This is a genomic window from Kribbella sp. NPDC003557 (assembly GCF_040610805.1).
Lineage (GTDB): Bacteria > Actinomycetota > Actinomycetes > Propionibacteriales > Kribbellaceae > Kribbella.
Genome location: NZ_JBEXMY010000004.1, coordinates 303,690 through 325,727, shown reverse-complemented (window position 1 = coordinate 325,727; position 22,038 = coordinate 303,690). Strand labels below are relative to the sequence as shown.

The window sequence follows — 22,038 nt, the reverse complement described above, 5'->3', positions numbered from 1 at the left end:
CCACCCTGGGGTCATGCTCGTTGCATGGTTGATTTCGGAGTACAGGTGACCCCGACCCCGGACCTCGCCGAACACCGCGAGGTCGTCGCGGCCGCGGAGGAGGGCGGATTGACGTACGTCGGTGTGCAGGACCACCCGTACGCACCGACGCAGCTCGACGCGATGGCGGTGATCGGGGATCTGATGAGCCGCACCGAGCGGCTGCGGTTCTTCCCCGACGTGACGCCGCTGCCGCTGCGCCCGCCGGGGATGCTGGCGAACCTGGCGGCGACACTGGACCAGGTGTCGGGCGGGCGGTTCGAGCTCGGCCTCGGAGCCGGCGGCATCCCGCGGGCGATCAAGGGGTTCGGCGGTCCGGACCGGGCGCCGGGTGCGGCGCTCGAGGCCCTGGAGGAAGGGATCGGCCTGTTGCGGCGGCTGTGGTCCGGCACCGAGCGAGTGGTTGCGGACGGCAAGTATTACTCGCTGAACACCCGGCCGGGACCGCCGCCGGCGCACGACATCGGTATCTGGATCGGCTCGATCGGGCCGCGTTCGCTGCGACTGACCGGCCGGCTGGCCGACGGCTGGGCGGCGCCGATCCCGAGCTATCTGCCGTACCAGGACCTGGCGCCGGCGAACGCGATCATCGACGAGGCGGCCAAGGCCGCGGGCCGCGATCCCGCCGACGTGCTGCGGATCGTGCAGATCGTCGGCACCGTGACCGACGCGCCAGGTGACAACGACACGACGAATGGTGACGCTCCGTTGCGGGGCACGCCGGGGCAGTGGGCCGATTTCATCGCCGGGCTGGTGACGGAGCAGCCGTTCCGCGCCTTCGTGTTCTGGCCGGAAGGCGACCCGCTGGCGCAGACGATCCGGTTCGCGCGAGACGTCGTACCAGAGGTCGAAACACGCCTGAACAGGGGGCCGACTCGACGGTAACGGCCATGTGCTGAAAACCTGTGCCAGCAGTAGGCGATCCCTGCTGCACAAGGCAGGGTGAGACACGGAGGCGGTCGATGTTCAAGCGTATCGCAATAGTGAACCGGGGAGAAGCCGCGATGCGGCTGATCAACGCGGTCCGGGAAGTCAACGCCGAAGGCGGTGACCCGATCGAGACCGTGGCCTTGTTCACCGACGGCGAGCGCACCGCGACCTTCGTGCGCGCCGCGGACATCACCTACCCGCTCGGCCCGGCGTCGGCGCGGCCGTACCTGGACCTGCAGGTGCTGGAGCGCGCGCTGCGCGAGACCGGCGCGGACGCCGCCTGGGTCGGCTGGGGCTTCGTCGCCGAGGACCCGGCGTTCGCCGAGCTGTGCGACCGGATCGGCGTGACGTTCATCGGCCCGTCGGCCGGGGCGATGCGCAAGCTCGGCGACAAGATCGGCTCGAAGCTGATCGCCGAGGAGGTCGGCGTACCGGTCGCGCCGTGGAGCCGGGGCGCGGTCGAGTCGCTCGACGCCGCGCTCGAGGCGGCCGAGCGGATCGGGTACCCGTTGATGCTCAAGGCAACGGCCGGCGGCGGCGGCCGCGGGATCCGGATGGTCAGCTCCGCGGAGGAGCTGGCCGACGCGTACGCGCGGACCAGTGAGGAGGCCGCTCGCGCGTTCGGCAGCGGCATCGTCTTCCTGGAGCGGCTCGTCACCGGCGCCCGGCACGTCGAGGTCCAGGTGATCGCCGACGGCGAGGGCACGGCGTGGGCGCTCGGCGTCCGGGACTGCTCGGTGCAGCGCCGCAACCAGAAGGTGATCGAGGAGTCCGCGTCGCCGCTGCTGTCCGCGTCGCAGGTCGAGGATCTGAAGGCGTCGGCGGAGCGGCTCGCGATCGCGGTCGGCTACCGCGGGGCCGCGACGGTCGAGTTCCTGTACCACCCGGGGGAGAAGTCGTTCGCGTTCCTCGAGGTGAACACCCGGCTGCAGGTGGAGCACCCGATCACCGAGCTGACCACCGGGTTCGACCTGGTGAAGGCGCAGCTGCACGTCGCGTCCGGCGGCCGGCTGGAGGGTGCCCGCCCGGTGGAGAGCGGGCACGCGGTCGAGGCCCGGCTGAACGCCGAGGACCCGGACCGCGACTTCGCGCCGTCACCCGGCCGGATCGTCGTCCTGGACCTGCCGGCCGGCCCGGGCATCCGGGTCGACACCGGCGTGAGCGCCGGGGACAGCATCCCGGCCGACTTCGACTCGATGATCGCGAAGATCATCGGCTACGGGCGGACCCGCGAGGAGGCGCTGGCCCGGCTGCGGCGCGCGATGCAGGCGACGACCGTGCTGATCGAGGGCGGCGCGACCAACAAGAGCTTCATCCTCGAGCTGCTCGACCAGCCCGAGGTGATCGACGGCAGCGCGGACACCGGCTGGATCGACCGGGTCCGCGGCGAGGGCCGCCTGGTCTCGCACCGGCACTCCGGCGTCGCGCTGGTCGCGGCCGCGATCGAGGGGTACGAGGACGCCGAGCAGGTCGAGCGGACCCGGCTGCTGGAGACCGCGCACGGCGGCCGTCCGCAGGTGCAGCACGAGGTCGGCCGCGCGATCGACCTGAAACTGCGCGGCGCGAGCTACCAGGTGACCGTGGCACGGATCGGGCCGGAACGGTTCCGGGTCGGGGTCGGCAACGGGCACCTGAAGATCGTGGACGCGGAGCTCGAGCGGTTGGACGACTACCGGAGCCGGCTGGTCGTCGGCGGGCAGCGGTTCCGCCTGGTGACCGCGACGCACGGCCCGGTGCACCTGGTCGAGGTCGACGGCGTCACGCACCGCGTCAGCCGCGACGAGGGCGGCGTCCTGCGGTCGCCCGCGCCGGCGCTCGTGGTGGCGACGCCGGTCCAGACCGGTGCCGAGATCGAGGCGGGCGCTCCGGTGCTGGTGCTCGAGAGCATGAAGATGGAGACGGTGCTGTACGCGCCGTTCAAGGCGACCGTGAAGGAGCTGCTGGTCTCGACCGGCAGCCAGGTGGAGACGGGCGCGCCGCTGATCCGGCTGGAGCCGGTGGCGGACGAGGCCGCGGCCGAGGAAGCGGCTCCGGTCCACAACGGCGTACAGCTCGATCTGCCGAACGGGACCGGGGAGAAGTCCGCGGCCGAGCGGGTGGAGCGCGGCCTGGACGACCTGCGCAGCATGCTGCTCGGGTTCGACATCGACCCGCAGGACGAGGGCGGCATGCTCGCCGACTACCTGTCCGCGCGGTCCGAGCTCGCGCACCAGCGCTCCGAGCCGCCGGTGGGCGCCGAGATCGAGCTGCTGACGGTGTTCGCGGACTTCGCCGAGCTGAGCCGCAACCGGCCGGCCGGCACGGACACCACCCTCGAGAACCGGGTGCACAGCCCGCGGGAGTACTTCTACACCTACCTGCAGAGCCTCGACCCGGACCGCGGCGGGCTGCCGGCCGAGTTCCAGGCCCGTCTGACCCGCGTGCTGAGCCACTACGGCGTGACCGGGCTGGAGCGGAGCCCGGAGCTGGAGGAGGCCGTCTTCCGGATCTTCCTGGCGCAGCTGCGCTCGACTCCCGACGTCCTGCTGGTGACGTCGGTGCTGCAGCGGTGGATCGCCGAGCCGCTGCCGGACGCGCCGCTCGACGAGGCCGTGCACGAGCTGCTGGACCGGCTGGTGCTGGCCACGCAGCTGCGCTTCCCGGTCGTCGGGGACCTGGCCCGGAGCGTGCGGTTCCGCTGGTTCGACCAGCCGCAGGTGGACGCCGAGCGGGCGTCGATCATCGCGGGGGTGGGTGACGAGGTCGCCGACCTGGCCGCGCAGCCGGACTCGCCGGACCGGCAGCGGCGGATCGACGCGCTGGCCGCGATCCCGGAGCCGATCGTCCGGTTCCTCGCCCAGCGGCTGGAGCGCGGCTGGGGCGAGCGGGAGCCGATGCTCGAGGTGCTCGTCCGGCGGCACTACCGCGAGTACGAGCTGCACGACCTGCGCGCGTTCGCCGTCGACGGGCGGCCGTTCGCGACCGCCGACTACACGATCGACGACCGGCCGAGCCACCTGGTGACGACGGTGGGGACGGTCGCCGAGCTGGCCGACACCGGCAGCGGCCTGGTGCGCGCGCTGACCGACCGGATCGACGCCCGGACGGCGGGCCACGAGGCCGTCGTCGAGCTCTACCTGCACGGCCCGGACCTGCCCGAGTCGCAGCAGGAGGCCTCGGACCTGTACCGCCGGATGGTGGCCGACCTGCCGATCGCGCAGCGGGTCCGCCGGATCTCGGTCGCGGTCGCGCCCGGCCACGACGGGCCGGTCTCGTACTTCACCTACCGCCCGGCCGGCGGGTCGATGGCCGAGGACGACAACGTCCGCGGCGTGCACCCGATGGTCGGCCGCCGGCTGAACCTGTGGCGGCTGCGCGACTTCCGGATCACCCGGCTGGACGCGCCCGAGGACGTGCTGCTCTACTACTGCGTCGCCCGCGACAACGAGGCCGACCGGCGGCTCGTCGCGCTGGCGCAGGTCCGTCAGTTCGCCGTCGTCCGGGACGAGGACGGGCAGGTCACGTCGCTGCCGCACGCGGAGCGCGCGATCTCGAACTGCCTCGAGGCGATCCGCCGGGCCCGCACCGCGCGCGGCGCGGCCGGCGCGAAGCTCGACATGAACCACGTGTGGGTGCAGATCTGGCCGGTGGTCGACGTCCAGGTCGACGAGGTGACCGCGCTGCAGCGCAACATCGCCCCGATGACCGCGGGCGCCGGGATCGAGGAGGTCCTGGTCCAGGGCGACGTCGCGGCGCCGGACGGTTCGGTCAACCCGGTCGCGGCGCGGTTCTACTACCAGCACGGCGCCGGCGTCGTCACGTCGATCGAGCAGCCGCCGACCGGGCGGTTGCTGCCGCTCGACGACTACGCGCAGAAGGTGCAGCGGTCCAAGCGGCGGAACACGATCTACCCGTACGAGGTCAGCGGTATGGTCGCCGGCCAGGGCGGCTCGTTCGTCGAGCACGACCTCGACGACAGCGGCGCCCTGGTCCCGGTGGACCGGCCGAAGGGCCTGAACAAGGCCGGCCTGATCGTCGGCCTGGTCAGCACGCCGACCGAGCGGTACCCCGAGGGCGTCACCCGGGTCGCGATGAGCGGCGACCCGACGAAGGCGCTCGGCGCGGTCGCCGAGGCGGAGTGCTCGCGGATCATCGCGGCCCTCGACCTGGCCGAGCGGATGCGGGTCCCGGTCGAGTGGTACTCGCTGTCCGCCGGCGCCCGGATCTCGATGGACTCCGGCACCGAGAACATGGACTGGGTCGCGAAGGCGCTGAAGCGGATCGTCGAGTTCACCCAGGCCGGCGGCGAGATCAACGTCGTGGTCGCGGGCATCAACGTCGGCGCGCAGCCGTACTGGAACGCCGAGGCGACGATGCTGATGCACACCAAGGGCATCCTGGTGATGACGCCGGACAGCGCGATGGTGCTGACCGGCAAGCAAACGCTGGACTTCTCCGGCAGCGTCTCGGCCGAGGACAACTTCGGCATCGGCGGCTACGACCGGGTGATGGGCCCGAACGGCCAGGCGCAGTACTGGGCGCCGGACCTGAAGGGCGCCCGGGACGTGCTGATGACGTACTACGACCACACGTACGTCCTGCCGGGGGAGAGCGGGCCGCGGCGGGCTCAGACCTCGGACCCGGCGGATCGCGACGTCACGCCGTACCCGCACGACGTGGCCGGGAGCGACTTCAAGACGATCGGCGAGATCTTCTCGAGCGCGACGAACCCGGACCGGAAGAAGGCGTTCGACATCCGTACGCTGATGCGGGCCGTCACCGACCAGGACCACCCGGTCCTGGAGCGCTGGGCGGGGATGGCCGACGCCGATACCGCGGTCGTGCAGGACGCCCGGCTCGGCGGGTTCCCGGTGTGCCTGGTCGGGATCGAGTCCCGGTCGGTGCCGCGGCGCGGGTTCCCGCCCACCGACGGGCCGGACACCTACACCGCCGGCACGCTGTTCCCGCGGTCGTCGAAGAAGGTCGCCCGGGCGATCAACTCGGCCAGCGGGAACCGGCCGCTGGTGGTGCTCGCGAACCTGTCCGGGTTCGACGGGTCACCGGACTCGATGCGCAACCTGCAGCTCGAGTACGGCGCCGAGATCGGGCGCGCGATGGTGAACTTCCGCGGGCCGATCGTGTTCTGTGTCGTGTCGCGGTACCACGGCGGCGCGTTCGTGGTGTTCTCGAAGTCGCTGAACCCGTCGATGACCGTGCTCGCGGTCGAGGGCTCGTTCGCCTCGGTGCTCGGCGGCGCGCCGGCGGCGGCGGTGGTGTTCGCGGCCGAGGTCGACGCGCGCACCGCCGCGGATCCGCGGGTGGCGTCGCTGGCCGAGCGGGTCGGCGAGGCGTCGGGCGCGGAGCGCGCGGCCCTGGCCACGGAGCTCGCGGACGTGCGAACCGTCGTCCGGGCAGAGAAACTGGGCGAGGTCGCGGCCGAGTTCGACCGGGTGCACAGCATCGAGCGGGCCCGCGACGTCGGGTCGGTCGACGCGGTGATCAGTGCCCGGGAACTGCGACCAAAGTTGATCGAGGCAATCAATTCCGGGGTACCCGGAGCTTGATCGCTGGTCTAGCCTGGAAGGGTGCGTACCGGCAGGGGCGGTCGCAGTAAGGCTCGGTCGTTGATTCTGTTCATCGGCGTGAGCGTACTTTCGGGTGCGCTGGCGGCGGGGCTCGCGGTCCCGTTCGCCGGCTTCGCCGGGCGCGGCTCGGAGCAGGTCGCCGAGACCGTGCAGAGCCTGCCGCGCGAGTTCGAGAGCGACCCGTTGGCCGTCCGCAGCCGGATCCTGGCCGCGGACGGCACACTGGTCGCCACCTTGTACGAGCAGAACCGGGTGCCGGTGCCGCTGAGCGAGGTCAGCCCGATCATGCGCAAGGCGATCGTGGCGATCGAGGACTCCCGGTTCTACGACCACGGCGCGCTCGACCTCAAGGGCACCGTGCGGGCGATGGTGCGCAACCAGACCGGCGGCGAGGTACAGCAGGGCGGCTCGAGCATCACCCAGCAGTACGTGAAGATGAGCCTGGTCGAGAAGGCGAGGACCGCGGCCGAGCGGGCGAAGGCCACCGAGGTCTCCTACCAGCGCAAGCTCACCGAGCTGCGGTACGCGATCGCGGTCGAGAGCGAGCTGTCCAAGGACGAGATCCTCGAGCGCTACCTGAACCTGGCGAACTTCGGCGACGGGACGTACGGCATCCAGACCGCGGCCCAGCACTACTTCCGGACCACCGCCGCCGATCTCACGCTGCCGCAGGCCGCGATGCTGGCCGGACTGGTGAAGAACCCGACCGGGTACGACCCGACCAACGACCTGGTCCGCGCCAAGGCCCGCCGGGACCTGGTGATCAAACGGATGCTCGAACTCGGCGTGGTCACCGTGCACCAGGCGAACCAGGCGCTGAAGACGCCGGTGATCGACCTCGCGCTGGTCGAGCCGGTGCCGAACGGCTGCGCCAACTCGCGGTACCCGTTCTACTGCGACTACGTGGTCTCCAAACTGCTCGCGAACCCGGCGCTCGGCGCGACCGTGAAGGACCGCGACCACTACCTGAAGACCGGCGGGCTGCTGATCCGGACGTCGATCGACCCGAAGATCCAGGCCGCGGCGCAGGCGTCGATCCTGGAGCACAGCAAGCGCACCGACTCCGCGATCGCCGCGATCACGATCGTCGAGCCCGGCACCGGCCTGGTGAAGGCGATGGTGCAGAGCCGCCCGTACGGCAACGGGCGCTTCCACACGAACTACAACTACAACGTCGAGAAGTCCTACGCCGGCGGGTACGGCGGGTTCCAGAACGGCTCGACGATGAAGGCGTTCACGATCGCGGCGGCGCTGGCCAAGGGCATCCCGATGGACTACCGGATCAACTCCCCGGACCAGATCGACCTGAGCAACAAGAAGTTCCGGACCTGCCACGGCTGGACGCGCGACCCGGAGTACCGGCCGAAGAACTCGACCCGCAGCGGGAACCTGACCATGGTCGAGGCCGCGCGGTACTCGACGAACACCTACTTCCTGCAACTGTCGCAGCGGACCGGGTTGTGCGCGGTCGCCACGGTCGCGGCCAAGCTCGGGATGTACAACGGCCAGACCGGTCAGCCGCTCGACCAGGTGATCTCGATGACGCTGGGTGTCGGGTACGTGACGCCGCTGATGCTGTCGAACGCGTACGCGACCTTCGCGGCGCGCGGGAAGTACTGCAACCCGCTGGTCGTCACGTCGGTGCGGGACAAGTCCGGGCGCCCGATCCCCGGTCCCGGGTTCGACTGCAGGCAGGTCCTGCCGCGCGCGGTCGCCGACGGTGTGAACCGGGTGCTGAGCGCGGTGATGATGCCGGGCGGGACGGGCGGCCGGCTGCGCTTCGGTACCCGGGACATGGCCGGCAAGACCGGCACGATCCAGGAGAACCTGGCCGTCTGGTACGCCGGTTACACGCCGAACCTGGCCGCGGCGGCGGTGGTCGCCGACGCCAACCTGCCGTACACCAACCTGATGTACCGGCACACGCTGAACGGGCAGGACATCGCCGACCCCACCGGCTCCGGCACCGCCGGGCCGCTGTGGAAGACCGCCATGCAGGGCGCCCTGCGCGGCCTGCCCGCCGAGCGCTTCGTCGCGCCGCCGAAGCGGCTGATCGGCGACCCGAACCCCAAGCCCGCCGAGCCCGCGCAGAAGCCCAGGCCGCCCGGCTAGAGCGGCCTGAGGTCCGTCCCCGGCACCCAGGTGACCTGCCCGTCCTTGTCGCGGAACCGGCCGAGCCAGACGCCGTTGTCCCGCACCCAGACGTCCAGCTCGCCGGTCGACCAGGTCGCCCGCTGCACCGGCTGCGCGGGGTCGACGTGCCGCACGGCGTCCGCGGCCCGGGGACCGTGGGCGTCGTACTGCACGTCGAGATCGGCGGCCACCTCCCGGGCCCGCGCCTCGTCGCCGATACCTGTTGCACGCCACCCGTTGACCGCACCGTCCCAGACGCCGAACCCGTCGGATCCGTCGTCGGCCGGGCGAACCGTGAACCGACCAAGCATGTTTTCAGATTAACTCTTCATCGAACACATGTTCTAGTCTTGATCGCAGTGGGAGGTGTGTGCGATGGGATCAGTTGCGGTAGCGGAAGATGATCCGGCCCCGGTCCAGGTCGTAGGGGCTGAGTTCCACCAGGACGCGGTCCTCGGGGAGGATCTTGATGTAGTTCTTCCGGATCTTGCCGCTGATGTGGGCGAGGACCTTGTGGCCGTTGCTGAGTTCGACCCGGAAGTTGGCGTTGCGGAGGCACTCGACGACGGTGCCCTCGATCTCGATACCGCCTGCTGCTCTGGGCATGGTCAGGCCTTTCCGCTGGTGAGTTCGAGACTGCGGCCGGTGCGTTCGGCGCCGATCCCTTCGAACAGGGCCGTCGCCGCGGTGTTGGTCTCGTCGACCTCCGCCGTGACCGCCTCGACGCCGGCCCGGTGCAGCCCGTCCAGCACGTGGCCGAGCAACGCCCGGCCGATGCCCTGCCGTTGCTCGGCCGCCAGGACGGCGACCAGCCCGATCCGTGGGCGCCGCGTCCTGGTGGCCACCCGGATCATGCCGACGTACCGGCCGTCCCGGATCGCGACGGTGAACTTCGACGGGTCGAGGGGTCTCGTCCCGCCCTGCCAGGGCAGCACCTCCGCGGGCATCGTCTGCCAGCCGACGGTGGATCCGACCTCGTCGCGGATCGCCTGGTCCAGTTCGCGCAGCGGCGCCTCGGCCACGTCGGTGACGATATCCACCCCGGTCGGCGTGAACGGCCGGGTCGGGACGACGTACTCCGACTCGCAGCGCCAGATCCTGAGTCCGGCGCGTTCCCAGTTGGCCGTGAGGTCACGGTCGGTCTCGTCGACCACCGTGTACAGCGGCTCCGCCCGGTCGGCCAGCATCGCCGCGGCGAGCCGGTCGAAGACGGGGTCCCGCCAGGTGTCGATGCTGAGGAAGGTCCGGCCGTCGAGCCGCCGGGACGCGTGACCGCGGCCGACGACGAGATCGTTCTCGATCGCGTGCCACTGGTTGTCCGCGACGCGGGTGATCGTCACCGTGCCGACGCCCGGACTGAAAGGCAAAGAGTTCATAGGTGTTTCCCTTCGGGAGCTTCTGCGGTGCTCCCGACGACACCTACGTCAATCGCCCGCCCGTGACCACGAGAGGGGGAGCACCCACTGCGCTACAGCGTTCATCGGGGCCTCACCTCCTGGTGTGATTGTCACGGACGACGGCACGGTATCAGTGCGGCCGTGGTGCCGGTCAATCGGTTTTCCGGCCGAACTGCTGCAGATGCCAGTCCGCCACGGCGGGCAGCCAGTCCGTGCCGTAGGTGGCCGACGCGCCGATCCGCGGGTCGTCGGCGAGACGGCCGTCCTGCAAGGCCTGCACGTACTCCCGGTCCAGGGCGATCCGCGGCCGGACCTGATCGGCCGCGCCGGCGGAGCCGTGCCCGGGGACGACGACCTGAACGGAGTCCGCGACCTCCTCGAGGAGTTGCAGTCCGGCGAGGTAATCCGCCAGCGGATCCGCGGCCGCCGGGTCGGGGAACGGCATCAGGATGTCGGACAGCATGTCGCCGGCGATCAGGACGCCGGGCTCCTCGACCAGCAGCGCCGCATGGCCCTGGGCGTGCGCCGGATGCTCGATGATCCGGATCTCGGGTCCGTCCCACGGAAACCTCGTGGTTCCGGCCGGCAGGGCGGTGACGCGGCCGAACAGGTCCAGCGGAATCTCGTCGGCGATCTCCGGCGGCAACCCCTCGGCCACGCGGTCCTTCCAGCCGGCGTCGGACAGGAGCTCGTGCAGGAAGGCCGCGCCTCGAGCGGTGGCGTAGCGGGGTGCGTCGCCGAAGTCGGGATGCCAGAGGGTGTGATCCCAGTCGGGATGCGTCGAGAAGCCGGCGACGACGGGTCGACCCATCGCCCGCAGGTCGTCGGCGAGACAGCCCATCTCGGCACCCGTGATGCCCGGGTCGACGAGCAGCGCACCCGCGGTGCCCTGCACGACGACGGTGTTGTTCTGGAGCAACTCGCTCCGGTGGACCAGCACACCCTCCGCAACCTGCCTCAACATGCCGCCACGGTATCGCTTTGGTTGGATTGCAGGATGCCGATTCTCTTCGTCGACCTGGAAACCACGAGTGTCCGGGAGCCGTGGCTCCCAGGTGGCCGGCAGATCTGGCAGCTGGCGGTGATCCGCCGCGAGGACGACGGGCGGGAGACGGCGTACAACCGGTTCATCCGGCTGGACGAGCTGGACCTGTCGGCCGCGACGGAGCGGGCGCTGGAGATCAGCCGCTTCCATCGTCACCCGTCGCTGAACGGATCCGAACAGGATGTGTGCAGTGGCCGGGACGTCGCGGAGCTCATGGTCGAGCTGACCGCGGACGAGCCGTTGTGGGTCGGGGCCGCGCCGTGGATGGATGCCACCGACGTACTGCATCTGATGCACCTCAACGGCTTGGTCGCCGACGACGCGGCGGACGTGCCGTGGGACTTCCGCCTCGTCTGCGTCATCAGCCAACTGCTGGGCCACACGAAGCACCCGCCGACCGCGGAGGTCGGCGAGATGTCGGCAACCATCGGCATCGACCAGTCGTCCTACGCGATCCACGATGCGCTGGCAGACACCTACTTCGTCCGGGATGTGTTCGACGCGCTGCAGCAACCGAGGACCTAGGGGAACATATGTTCTAATATGGTCGCGTGGGTTACAACAATCCGCCGATCAAGTGGTCGGAGCTCGAGCGTAAGTTGTCGGATCGCTCGCGTCCGGGCAGCCATGGTGGTCGTCCGGTGACGGCGGACGGCGGGGACAGTCCTGCCTGGTCCCAGCATCGCGGGCCGTATGTGCCTTCGAAGGGGCTGGCTGTCCGCCCGGAGCACGCGGTGCCGTATGCCGAGCTCCACGTGCACTCGAACTTCTCCTTCCTGGACGGTGCCTCCCAGCCCGAGGACCTGGTCGAGGCCGCCGTTCGGCAGGGGCTGCACGCGCTGGCGCTGACCGATCACGACGGGTTCTACGGCGCGGCGCGGTTCGCCGAGGCCGCGGCGGCGTACTCGCTGCCGACCGTGTTCGGCACCGAGCTGTCGCTGGGGCTGACCGGCCCGCAGAACGGGGTCGCCGATCCGGAGGGCAGTCACCTGCTGGTGCTGGCCGAAGGGCAGGAGGGGTACCACAGGCTGGCCGGCGAGATCACCGAGGCGCAGTTGAAAGGCGGGGAGAAGGGCAAACCGGTCTACTCGTTGGAGCGGCTGGCCGACAAAGGCGCTGGTAGCTGGGTGATCCTGACCGGCTGCCGTAAAGGCCTGGTCCGGCAGGCGCTCGAGCTCGGCGGCCGGGCCGACGGCCCGGCCGCGGCTGGGCGTGAGCTGGACCGGCTGACGGCGCTGTTCGGCAAGGACCGGGTGGTCGTCGAGCTGATCGACCACCACCTCCCCGCCGACACCACGCGGAACCGGGTCCTGGCCGGCCTGGCCGCCGACCGCGGCCTCCCGGTAGTTGCCACGAACAACGTTCACTACGCGACCCCGGCCCAGCACAAGCTGGCGGCCGCGCTGGCCGCCGTGCGGGCCCGCCGCGACCTGGACGCGATGGACGGCTGGCTGCCGTCGAGCGGGATGGCGTTCGTGCGCTCCGGCGCGGAGATGACCGCCCGCTTCCAGCGGTACGACGGGGCGGTGGCGCGCTCGGTGACGCTGGCGGACCAGCTCGCGTTCGACCTCGCCCGGGCGAAGCCGAAGCTGCCGCTGCGCGACGTACCGGATGGTCATGACCCGATGTCGTGGCTGCGGGAGCTGACGTTCCGCGGGGCCGCGAAGCGGTACGGGACCCGCGAGCAGCGCCCGGATGCGTACGAGCGACTGGAGCGGGAGCTCGACGTCATCGAGGAGAAGGGCTTCCCGGGGTACTTCCTGATCGTCGAGGACATCGTCCGGTTCGCCCACGACCACGGGATCCTCTGCCAGGGCCGGGGCTCGGCGGCGAACTCCGCGGTCTGCTACGCGCTCGGGATCACCGCGGTGGACAGCATCCTCTACAACCTGCCGTTCGAGCGGTTCCTGGCCACGACGCGCGCCGAGGAGCCGGACATCGACGTCGACTTCGACTCCGGGCGCCGCGAGGAGGTGATCCAGCACGTCTACTCCAAGTACGGCCGGCACAACGCCGCCCAGGTGGCGAACGTGATCTCGTACCGGCCGAAGTCCGCCGTCCGGGACATGGCCAAGGCGCTCGGCTACTCCGTCGGTCAGCAGGACGCGTGGTCGAAGCAGGTGGACGGCTGGAGCCCGGAGATCACCTCGACCGAGCACGACATCCCGCCGCAGGTGGTGGCGATGGCGACCGAGCTGCTGAAGTTCCCGCGGCACCTCGGGATCCACTCCGGCGGCATGGTGCTGACCGAGCGCCCGGTCGGCGAGGTGGTGCCGATCGAGCACGCCCGGATGGAGAACCGGACGGTCCTGCAGTGGGACAAGGACGACTGCGCCTGGATGGGGCTGGTGAAGTTCGACCTGCTCGGGCTCGGCATGCTGGCCGCGCTGCAGTACTGCCTGGACATGGTCCGTGAGCAGATCGGGGAGTCGTGGGAGCTGCACACGATCCCCCGGGAAGAGGCCGGGGTTTATGACCAGCTCTGCCGGGCGGACTCGGTGGGCGTGTTCCAGGTCGAGTCCCGCGCGCAGATGGCGACGCTGCCCCGGCTGAAACCGCGGCGGTTCTACGACCTGGTCACCGAGATCGCGCTGATCCGGCCCGGCCCGATCCAGGGCGGCGCCGTGCACCCGTACATCCGCCGCCGGACCGGGGAGGAGCCGGTCACCTACCTGCACCCGAAGCTGCGGCCGGTGCTGGAGCGGACCATGGGCGTGCCGCTGTTCCAGGAGCAGCTGATGCAGATGGCGATGGCGGTCGGCGAGATCGACGGCGACGAGGCCGACCTGCTGCGCCGCGCGATGGGGTCCAAGCGCGGCATCGAGAAGATCTCGTCGCTGAAGGACAAGCTGTACGCCGGGATGGCGGGCAACGGGATCACCGGGGACCTGGCCGACGAGATCTACGCCAAGATCGAGGCGTTCGCGAACTTCGGGTTCGCCGAGTCGCACTCGATCAGCTTCGCGCTGCTGGTCTACTCCAGCACCTGGCTGCGGCTGCACTACCCGGCCGCGTTCCTGGCCGCGCTGCTCCGGGCGCAGCCGATGGGTTTCTACTCGCCGCAGTCCCTGGTCGCCGACGCCCGCCGGCATGGTGTCGAGGTACGGCGCCCGCACCTGCATCTCTCCGGTGTCGACGCGGGGCTCGAGTTCCTGGTCGAGGGGCAGGAGCTGACCGGGCCGACCGGTCTCGACTCGTGCCTGGCGGATCCGCAGCCGGTGGTGGGGCCGTTCGACCCGAAGGCGCCGTTCGACACCACGGTGCATCGGCGGGACGGCGCGTTCGCGGTCCGGCTCGGGCTGGCCGAAGTACGCACCGTGGGGGAGAAGGGCGCGAAGCTGATCGTCGAGGAGCGGGAGCGGGGCGGGCCGTTCACGGAGATGGCCGACCTGGTCCGGCGTACCGGGATCACCGCGGCCCAGGTCGAGGCGCTGGCGACCGCCGGCGCGTTCGACTGCTTCGGCCTCGACCGGCGGCAGGCGTTGTGGGAGGCGGGCCGCGCCGCCGAGGAGCGCCCCGGCCAGCTGGCCGGCATCACCGCGGCCGGCCCGCCGCCGACCCTGCCCGGGATGAGCGACATCGAGGCCGACATGGCCGACCTGTGGTCCACGTCGATCACCACCACCAGCCACCCGATGCAACGCGTCCGCGAGCAGTTGCGCGCCGACGGCATCCTGTCGGCGGCCGAGCTGCGCGCCGCCCCCGACGGCGCCCGCGTCCGGGTGGCCGGCGTCGTCACCCACCGGCAGCGCCCCGCCACCGCCTCCGGCGTCACGTTCATGAACCTCGAGGACGAGACCGGCATGGCCAACATCGTCATCACCGTCGGCTGCTGGCACCACCACGCCGCCGTGGCCCGCAACGCCGCCGCTCTGATCGTCCGCGGCCGGGTAGAACGCGCCGGCGAAGTCACCAACCTCTCCGCCGAGCACCTCCAGCACCTCCCGCTGGCAGCCCGCACCAGATCCCGCGACTTCCGCTGATCCACCCTCGCACGCCGAGTCGTGGCAATTGGTTCGTGGCGGGAATGCCGAGTCGTGGATCGTGGTCGCTTTCCACAGCCACATCCCACGACTCGACGAACAGGTTGTCAGCCGTATTCCACGACTCGGGGAACAGGGGTCTGGCGGCGGGTCCAGAAGGGCGTGGGGTGGTGGGCGGCCGCGTTGTAGTAGGTGGCGCGGGTGGTCAGGTAGGTGGTGCATTCGGTGTTGCGGTCGGACTCGTACGTGGTGATCGGCCCGGGGTCGGTGGGGTGGGCCAGCAGGCGAGTGACGGCCTCGGCGGCGGCCTCGGCGGTACGGAGCGCACGGGGCACGCCGCTGCCTGAGACGGGGTCGACGGCGAGCGCGGCGTCGCCGACGGCAAGCCACGGCCGGAAGTCGTCCGGCCGGATCAACCGCTGGCTGGCCGCCGAGTAGACCCGCGGCGCAGGACCGCCGGAGCACGACGGTCGCGGGGCGGTGGAGTGCGCCGACGAAGCGGTCGGTGCGGTGCCGCCGGGGTCTGGCGGGAGCGCGCCGGCGGTGTGTAGACGGTGGGCGGTTGCGGTGGTGGTGTCGAGGTGGCTGGTCCAGCCGGTGGACGTGGCCAGGTGGTAGTGGCGGCTGAGGTCGGTGTCTGTGATGAGCATGGCGATCAGGGCGTTGTCCGGCAGCGGTGCGGTGTACCACCAGCCGTGGGCAGCCGCCTCGATCAGCAGGTACTGCTCGTTCGCCACCTCGACACCGTCCCAGCGCGTGGTGATCCCGACCAGCCGGTCGAAGGCGATGCGGCGGGCGCCGAGTGAGCGGCCGATCGTGGCCGAGCGGCCGGTCGCGTCGATCAGGGCTCGGGCGCTCAGCCGGCTGCCGTCGGAGCAGGCGAGTCGCCACGTCCCGTCGTACGCGCAGGAGCTGAGCGACGAACCGAGGTACGTCGACACGCCCGCCTCGCCGGCCGCGTCGAAGAGCATCCGGTCGAAGGTCAGGCGGTCGACGTGCCACCCCGAGTCGTAGCCGCTCATCAGGTGCGAATGCTCGGCGGCCGGCCCGGACCACAGGCTCCGCGTCCCCCACGACGGAAGGTGGCCTGCGGCAACAAAACGCGACCACAGGCCGAGCTCCCGCAGCAGCGGCTGGATGCTGGGGGCAAGCGTCTCGCCGACGCGCGGCCGCTCGAAACGGCTGCGCTCCAGCAACGCGACGCTGTGCCCGGCGCGCGCCAGCCGCAACGCGGTCGCTGCGCCGGCGGGTCCACCGCCGGCGACAACGACGTCGTACGTCGGGACCATGTCAGCAGCCGCACTTGCGGATCGCGTCGAGGTCGAAACCGAGGCGCCGCAACCGCTCGATCAGCTTGTCGTCGAAGCCTTTGAGCACACAGGACAGCAATTCGCAGCAGCAGGAGTCGCCACCACCGCCGGTCGGTGGCGGGTTGTCACCGCCGCGCCAGACCGCCGCGGTGAGCGTGCGTTCCCGCGTGAACGGCCGCCCGATGCGTGTCCGGCCGCGAGCGCGTACGCGGATCCGGTAGACGCCCGGGACCGTCGTACCGAAGCTCGTCTCGAACTCCCCAGCCGCGAACGGATCGAGCACGAGCGTCACGATCGACCCGTCCGGGCGTGTCACGTCGGCCCAGACAGAGGGATCCCCGGACACCGGCACACCGGACTGGGTGAGCGAAGCGTTGATCGTCACCGAGGCGCCGGGCTCGAAGGATCGCTGGTCGGCCGCGGCGCGCAACGACACGTTCGAGTAGGAGTGCACCACCAGGCTGTACGGAAGACCGCGCCGCCCGGGCTGCTCCCCGGCGACGGGCTCCTGAGCCACCGCGAACGCGCGCTCGAACTCGAACGGACGCCGCGCGGGCGGAGCAGCGTGCACGGCCGGATGCGCGCGGCCGCGAAGGATCGACAGGTCGACGCCGTCGGAGTCATCTGGGGTCCTCCCGGTGTGTGGCCGGCCGATGGTCAGCAGCGCGTGCCAGGTCCCTGCCTGGTCGAACCGGTTCGGCCGGAGCTGGACGGGCAGTGTGAGCCGGTAGTACGCGACGCCGTCGCCGGTCACGTACCGCATCGCCGGCTCGGACTGCGCCCGCCACGGTTCGATCAGCAGGCCGTTCGGCGTCTGGAGCCGGAAGTCGACGGCGTCCGGCCGCGGCGTCAGCAGGACGACGTCCACGCCCGAGTCCCCGTCGGACAGCTGGAACGGGATGCGGTGCACCGCGCCGACCGTCAGTTCACCGTCCGGGTCGAGCACCACCTCGGCGTTGCTGATCCCGGCCAGCACCTGCAGGAAGTACTTCTGCAGCAGGAACCTGTTGTCGGTGGTGATCGCGCCGGTCACCAGCAGGTACCCGCCGTTGTTTCCGGAGATGGTCTGCAGCGCCGGGACGCTGATGTTCTGCGGCTGCCCGAGTCCGACGGCGTACGTGCGCTCGTTGATCTGCGCGGCGACGTCGGAGATGAAGCGCGGGCTGTTCTCGATGCCGTCGGTGAGGACGACCAGCGACTTCACGTCGTACGGCGGTGCCGCGTCGAGCAGGCCGCGGCCCTCGAAGATGCCGTCGCCGATCGACGTCGCGCCCTGCGGATCGAGCCCGGTGCCGTTGATCGTGTCGTGGGTCGCGCTGCGGTTCAGGTCGGACAGACCGCCCGCGCCGAGTTCGAGGACGGACTGCAGCGGCTGCGCGTCCTCGTTGTAGCGGACGATGCCGACGCCGTCGCCTTCGAGCATCAGGTCGACGAAGATGTTCGCGGCCTGCTGGAGCGCGACGTGCTTGCTCTGGCCGTCGCCGCGGTCCTCGCTCATGCTGCCGGAGCGGTCCAGCACCAGAGCGGTCGCGGCCGTCGTCCGCGGGACCGTGTTGCCGGTCACGGTCACCTGCCAGGTCTGACCGGATGCGGCCTCCTGGACCGTGAGGACCTGCGGCGGGATCGACGACGGCGCCGCGCCGGTGCGGTACACGACCCACAGCCGAGCGGTGGCGACGCCGTTCGGCGCGGTCGGGCCGACGGTGACCGAGGTGGTGGCGGCGACCAGTTGCGGATGCGCCGGCGCACCTCCGGGCGCGTAGTCGAGCGTGACCGCGGACCCCGGCGACAGCACCTCGAAAGTGATCGCCAGCGCGGCCTCGCGGACCATGCCCATCGGCCCCTGCGGTACGTCGACGAACCGCAGCTCGGGGGTGAGCAGCGTGATCGACGCCTCGTCGCAGTGCTCGACCTCGACGTGCTCGGACCCCTGCTCGACGACGAACCCGAGCGTGTGCCACAGCGTCACCATGTCGTCCATGCTGGCGACGTCGCGGTCCCAGCGGGCGGGGCTGCCGGCGTCCTGGGCGATGACGTCGTTGGGCCGGGGGACCGGCCACCAGTTGTCACCGCAGGCCTTGAAGTCGGCCTGCCACGGCAGCGCCATCGCCTGGCTGATCGTGCCGGCGGCGACGGCCGGGTCGATCCGGAACGCCTCGGCGTACGACGTCTCGATGATCGGCCGGTCTCCGGCCGACAGCCCGCCGGCCTCGATCCCGGGGAAGAACGCGCCCCCGACACAGGCTTCGAGCGCGGCGCGGTCCATACCGTCCGGGGTCAGGTCGGTTTGCGGCGGCGGTACGCCGGTCCAGTCCGCGGCGTAGTTGCCGGCCTGCCAGCGTTGCATGTGCGCGTACTGCGTCGGCGTCAGCGCGGAGTCGCCGCCGTTGAGCCGGGGCATGTCGCCCGGCGGCCGCAGCCGCGCGAAGATCGCGTCGACGAGCGGCTGCGCGGTGACCGGGTCCGGCCAGCTGTGCGCGCCGAAGATCCCTTCCACCCAGCGCATGTCGCGGGCGCGCTGCAGGATCGGGTACACGTCGTTCGTGTACGACGTGGTGGTGGGCGCCGCGGCGAGCCCGACGTCGATCATCCGTTGCAGGACCCGGTCGTAGAGCGTCGTCACGCTGTCCTGGTGCGGCGCGAACTTGGGCGGCGCGACGATCGCCCAGGCGCCTTCGACCGCCGGCGTCGAGTTGTCCGCCCGCAGCGTGATCGTCGCGGTCACGGGCCCGTCCGACACGTCGTCGTACCATCCGGCGTTGCCCCAGAAGCTGCCGATCACGTTGCCGGCCGGCGACGCGGAGGTCCCGTGCCCGCCGAGGACGAGCAGGTGGTTGTCGTCGTCGCTGCGGATCTCGCCGAGCGGCACCGTCACCGACGGCTCGCCGGAGAAGTCGATCGTGCCGGTGTCGAACAGTTCCCGCTGGTCCGGCCCGGTCAGTGTCCGCGGGCCGGGGTCGATCGTGAGCTGACCGGCGGGCTCGCTGTTGCCGCGGTTCGGGTGCGCGGCCTTGGCGTTCACCAGGTGCACGGTCCACGAGATCTCGGCGGTGGCGTCGGTCAGCTCCTCGACACTGCCGTCGTCGTGATGCGCGAAGATCCGGAACCGCGCCGCCTGCCGCTTCACCCGGCACTGCGCGTCCTTGAACCCACCCGCCGGTTCCGGCCGCTCGCCGAGCCGCTCCGGCCCGACGAAGAACTCGTCCGGGCTGTTCCCGACCCGCGCGATGCCGATCGCCGGATGGATCTTGTACGTCGTCGCCATACGTTTCCCCCCCAAGTTGGTTCGCCCCTACCCGGACGGAGGATCGAGGACCACCCCGCGATACACCGCATCCGCCCGGCGGCGCGGGCGGATAGGGTCGGGGTGGAGAGCGATTACCGGGACGGTGGATGACGTGTACGCCTGTGTGGTGCATGCCGCGGGGGACCTGCGGGTCGAGGAGCGGGCGGCCGTCGAGCCCGGTGCGGGGCAGGTCGCGGTGCGGATCGAGTACGGCGGGATCTGCGGGTCGGACCTGCACTACTACCACGACGGCGGCGTCGGGAACTTCCGGATCCGGGAGCCGTTGGTGCTCGGGCACGAGGTGGTCGGGCGGATCAGCGCGGGCGATCTCCCGGCCGGTACGCCGGTGGGTATCCACCCGGCGACACCGTGCGGCGGGTGCGCCGAATGCGTCCGGGACCGCCGGAACATCTGTGCCTACAGCAACTACCTGGGCAGCGCGGCCCGGGATCCGCACATCCAGGGCGGGTTCGTCCAGGAACTGATCGTCCCGGCCGAACAGGTCCGGGTGCTGCCGGCCGACCTCGAGCTGCGGACCGCCGTCCTCGCGGAGCCGTTGTCGGTCGCGATCCACGCCGTGCGGCAGGCCGGCGACGGGGCCGTGCAGGGGAAGCGGGCGCTGGTCACCGGCGCGGGGCCGATCGGCCTGCTGGTGGCCGCGGCGCTCCGCCAGGCCGGTGCGGTCGAGGTCGTCGTCACGGATCTGCACGAGGCCCCGCTGGCGCTGGCGGCGCAGGTGGGTGCGACGCAGACGATCCACCCCGGTACGACGGACTGGCCGGAGGAGATCGACGTCGCGATCGAGGCATCCGGTACGGCGGGCGGCCTGCGGACCTGCCTGGAGCGGGTGCGGCGCGGCGGCACCGTCGTGCAGGTCGGATCGCTGCCGGGCGGCGACACCGCGTTCGCCGGGAGCCTGCTGATGACGCGTGAGCTCACGCTGACCGGTGCGTTCCGGTTCGACCACGAGTTCGACACCGCGATCGCGCTGCTGGCCGGCGGGCTGCCCGTCGACCCGATCGTCACGCACGCGTTCCCGCTCGACGAGGCGCAAGCGGCGTTCGACCTGGCGACCGACCGGACGGTCGCGTCGAAGGTGCTGCTGGACCTCAGCGGCGATACACGGCGCTGAGGTTGCCGTCGGGGTCGACCGATTCCAGGATCGCCCCGGCGATCCCGGCCAGCTGCGAGATCTGCTCCGGGGTGAGGACGTCGATCACGTGCTGCCGGACCGTCTCGACATGGCCGGGCGCGGTCGCCCTGAGCTTCTTCCAGCCGGTCGCGGTCAGCCGTGCGTTGGTGGCCCGGGCGTCCTCCGGGCACGGGAACCGCTCGACCAGTTCACGGCCCTCCAGCCGCTTCACGACATGCGACAGCCGGGGGAGCGTGGCGTTCGTCCGCTGCGCGAGCGCGGTCATCCGCAGCGTCCGCTTCGGCGCCTCGGACAGCATCGCCATCACGTAGTACTCGTAGTGGGTCAGCTCCGCGTCCCGCCGCAGCTGCGAGTCGAGAACGCCCGGCAGCAGCTCGAGGACGGCGGCCAGCCGCACCCAGGCGGTCATCTCCGTCTCGTCCAGCCACCGTGTGCGCACGCCGCCATCCTGCCATCCCGATGATTGTCTCTACAACCATCTTGTGGGGACGGGCGACCGCTAGCGCAGCAGCGCCAGGCGGACGCCGAGGCCGATGAAGATGCCGCCGGTGGCGGTGTCGATCCGGCGCCGGGCGGTGCGCCGGGTGCGCAGCCAGGCGCCGATTCGCCCGGCCAGCAGGCCGACCGTCCCGTCGACGAGGAACTCCAGCACGATCAGGATCGCGCCGAGCACCGCGAACTGCAGCCACACGTGCCCGTGCGCCGGCACCACGAACTGCGGCAGGAACGCGATCGTGAACGTGACCATCTTCGGGTTCAGCAGGTTCGTGGTCAGCCCGGCGAGGTACGCCTTCCGCCCGGACATCGCGGCCTGGCCGGCCGGCGTGTCGTCGACGGGGTCGTTGCGGTGCCGGATCATCTGGACGCCGAGGTAGACCAGGTACGCCGCGCCGGCGATCCGCACCGTGGTGAACGCGACCGGCACCGCCGCGAACAACGCGGCCAGCCCGGCCGCCGCGACCGCGACGTGCACCGCCTCGCTGGTCGCCACGCCGGCCGTGGCGAGCAGACCGGCCCGCGGTCCGCTGCGCATCCCGCAGCCGAGGATGAACAGCATGTCCGGTCCCGGCGTGATCATCGCGATCGTCGTGGTGAGCAGGAACGCGAGCAGAGGATGCTGATCGATCGGCATACTCCGATCGTCGCACGCGGCCCGTGACAGCGGTTTGAAAGCGTGCCGCGGTGAGATGGGCGGTGA

General features: G+C 71.2%; 14 protein-coding genes. 6 read left to right on the top strand and 8 right to left on the bottom strand.

Annotated elements, in window-relative coordinates; genetic code table 11:
* Positions 1-24: 24 nt before the first annotated feature.
* From ABZW60_RS18060 to ABZW60_RS18050, 3 genes are all read left to right on the top strand, one after another.
* On the top strand, positions 25-924 hold the full coding sequence (locus tag ABZW60_RS18060; RefSeq protein ID WP_355478128.1) for an LLM class flavin-dependent oxidoreductase: 900 nt from the start codon (positions 25-27) through the stop codon (positions 922-924).
* Between the two features lie 77 nt (positions 925-1,001).
* On the top strand, positions 1,002-6,512 hold the full coding sequence (locus ABZW60_RS18055) for a carboxyl transferase domain-containing protein (RefSeq protein WP_355478126.1): 5,511 nt from the start codon (positions 1,002-1,004) through the stop codon (positions 6,510-6,512).
* Between the two features lie 78 nt (positions 6,513-6,590).
* Positions 6,591-8,645: a transglycosylase domain-containing protein gene (locus tag ABZW60_RS18050; RefSeq protein WP_355478124.1), complete on the top strand. Its 2,055-nt coding sequence runs from the start codon at positions 6,591-6,593 to the stop codon at positions 8,643-8,645.
* On the opposite strand, the gene ABZW60_RS18045 is transcribed toward ABZW60_RS18050, so the two are convergent.
* The 4 genes from ABZW60_RS18045 to ABZW60_RS18030 all read right to left on the bottom strand — a co-directional run bounded on the left by ABZW60_RS18045 (position 8,642) and on the right by ABZW60_RS18030 (position 11,027).
* Positions 8,642-8,977: a hypothetical protein gene (locus tag ABZW60_RS18045; RefSeq protein ID WP_355478122.1), complete on the bottom strand. Its 336-nt coding sequence runs from the start codon at positions 8,975-8,977 to the stop codon at positions 8,642-8,644. The genes ABZW60_RS18050 and ABZW60_RS18045 overlap by 4 nt on opposite strands.
* A 70-nt stretch (positions 8,978-9,047) precedes the next feature.
* Positions 9,048-9,272, bottom strand: a complete 225-nt coding sequence (gene infA / locus ABZW60_RS18040; protein WP_355478120.1) for a translation initiation factor IF-1 — start codon at positions 9,270-9,272, stop codon at positions 9,048-9,050.
* 2 nt (positions 9,273-9,274) lie between these two features.
* Complete coding sequence (locus tag ABZW60_RS18035; protein WP_355478118.1) at positions 9,275-10,042, bottom strand: GNAT family N-acetyltransferase; 768 nt, start codon at positions 10,040-10,042, stop codon at positions 9,275-9,277.
* 172 nt (positions 10,043-10,214) lie between these two features.
* Positions 10,215-11,027 (bottom strand): MBL fold metallo-hydrolase, encoded by an 813-nt coding sequence (locus tag ABZW60_RS18030; RefSeq protein ID WP_355478116.1) that lies wholly within the window; start codon positions 11,025-11,027, stop codon positions 10,215-10,217.
* Positions 11,028-11,060: 33 nt separating this feature from the next.
* Between ABZW60_RS18030 and ABZW60_RS18025 the strand changes: the two genes are divergently transcribed.
* Together ABZW60_RS18025 and ABZW60_RS18020 are read left to right on the top strand one after the other, a co-directional pair.
* Positions 11,061-11,633: a hypothetical protein gene (locus ABZW60_RS18025; RefSeq protein WP_355478114.1), complete on the top strand. Its 573-nt coding sequence runs from the start codon at positions 11,061-11,063 to the stop codon at positions 11,631-11,633.
* Positions 11,634-11,659: 26 nt separating this feature from the next.
* Positions 11,660-15,091 carry an error-prone DNA polymerase gene (locus ABZW60_RS18020; protein ID WP_355478112.1) on the top strand — a complete coding sequence of 1,144 codons (3,432 nt, stop codon included), beginning with the start codon at positions 11,660-11,662 and terminating at the stop codon, positions 15,089-15,091.
* 107 nt (positions 15,092-15,198) lie between these two features.
* On the opposite strand, the gene ABZW60_RS18015 is transcribed toward ABZW60_RS18020, so the two are convergent.
* Positions 15,199-16,380, bottom strand: coding sequence for an FAD-dependent oxidoreductase (locus tag ABZW60_RS18015; RefSeq protein WP_355478110.1), 1,182 nt, complete (start codon positions 16,378-16,380; stop codon positions 15,199-15,201).
* Position 16,381: 1 nt separating this feature from the next.
* Positions 16,382-19,666 (bottom strand): LodA/GoxA family CTQ-dependent oxidase, encoded by a 3,285-nt coding sequence (locus ABZW60_RS18010; RefSeq protein ID WP_355478108.1) that lies wholly within the window; start codon positions 19,664-19,666, stop codon positions 16,382-16,384.
* A 124-nt stretch (positions 19,667-19,790) separates the two neighbouring features.
* Here ABZW60_RS18010 and ABZW60_RS18005 point away from each other — a divergent pair, with 124 nt between their 5' ends.
* A complete protein-coding gene (locus tag ABZW60_RS18005) occupies positions 19,791-20,819 on the top strand; it encodes an L-idonate 5-dehydrogenase (RefSeq protein WP_355478106.1) in 1,029 nt (342 codons plus the stop codon).
* Here ABZW60_RS18005 and ABZW60_RS18000 read toward each other — a convergent pair.
* Both ABZW60_RS18000 and ABZW60_RS17995 read right to left on the bottom strand, forming a co-directional pair.
* Complete coding sequence (locus tag ABZW60_RS18000; protein WP_355478104.1) at positions 20,797-21,279, bottom strand: MarR family transcriptional regulator; 483 nt, start codon at positions 21,277-21,279, stop codon at positions 20,797-20,799. The two genes, ABZW60_RS18005 and ABZW60_RS18000, sit on opposite strands and share 23 nt — an antisense overlap.
* Positions 21,280-21,339: 60 nt before the next feature.
* Complete coding sequence (locus tag ABZW60_RS17995) at positions 21,340-21,972, bottom strand: LysE family translocator (RefSeq protein WP_355478102.1); 633 nt, start codon at positions 21,970-21,972, stop codon at positions 21,340-21,342.
* Between the last annotated feature and the right edge of the window lie 66 nt (positions 21,973-22,038).

Bases quoted from the DNA above. Each gene is read 5' to 3' on its own strand.
- ABZW60_RS18025 (WP_355478114.1), top strand. From the start codon at position 11,061: ATGCCGATTCTCTTCGTCGACCTGGAAACCACGAGTGTCCGGGAGCCG.
- infA (WP_355478120.1), bottom strand. From the start codon at position 9,272: ATGCCCAGAGCAGCAGGCGGTATCGAGATCGAGGGCACCGTCGTCGAG.
- ABZW60_RS17995 (WP_355478102.1), bottom strand. From the start codon at position 21,972: ATGCCGATCGATCAGCATCCTCTGCTCGCGTTCCTGCTCACCACGACG.
- ABZW60_RS18045 (WP_355478122.1), bottom strand. From the start codon at position 8,977: ATGCTTGGTCGGTTCACGGTTCGCCCGGCCGACGACGGATCCGACGGG.
- ABZW60_RS18055 (WP_355478126.1), top strand. From the start codon at position 1,002: ATGTTCAAGCGTATCGCAATAGTGAACCGGGGAGAAGCCGCGATGCGG.
- ABZW60_RS18030 (WP_355478116.1), bottom strand. From the start codon at position 11,027: ATGTTGAGGCAGGTTGCGGAGGGTGTGCTGGTCCACCGGAGCGAGTTG.
- ABZW60_RS18010 (WP_355478108.1), bottom strand. From the start codon at position 19,666: ATGGCGACGACGTACAAGATCCATCCGGCGATCGGCATCGCGCGGGTC.
- ABZW60_RS18015 (WP_355478110.1), bottom strand. From the start codon at position 16,380: ATGGTCCCGACGTACGACGTCGTTGTCGCCGGCGGTGGACCCGCCGGC.
- ABZW60_RS18035 (WP_355478118.1), bottom strand. From the start codon at position 10,042: ATGAACTCTTTGCCTTTCAGTCCGGGCGTCGGCACGGTGACGATCACC.
- ABZW60_RS18060 (WP_355478128.1), top strand. From the start codon at position 25: ATGGTTGATTTCGGAGTACAGGTGACCCCGACCCCGGACCTCGCCGAA.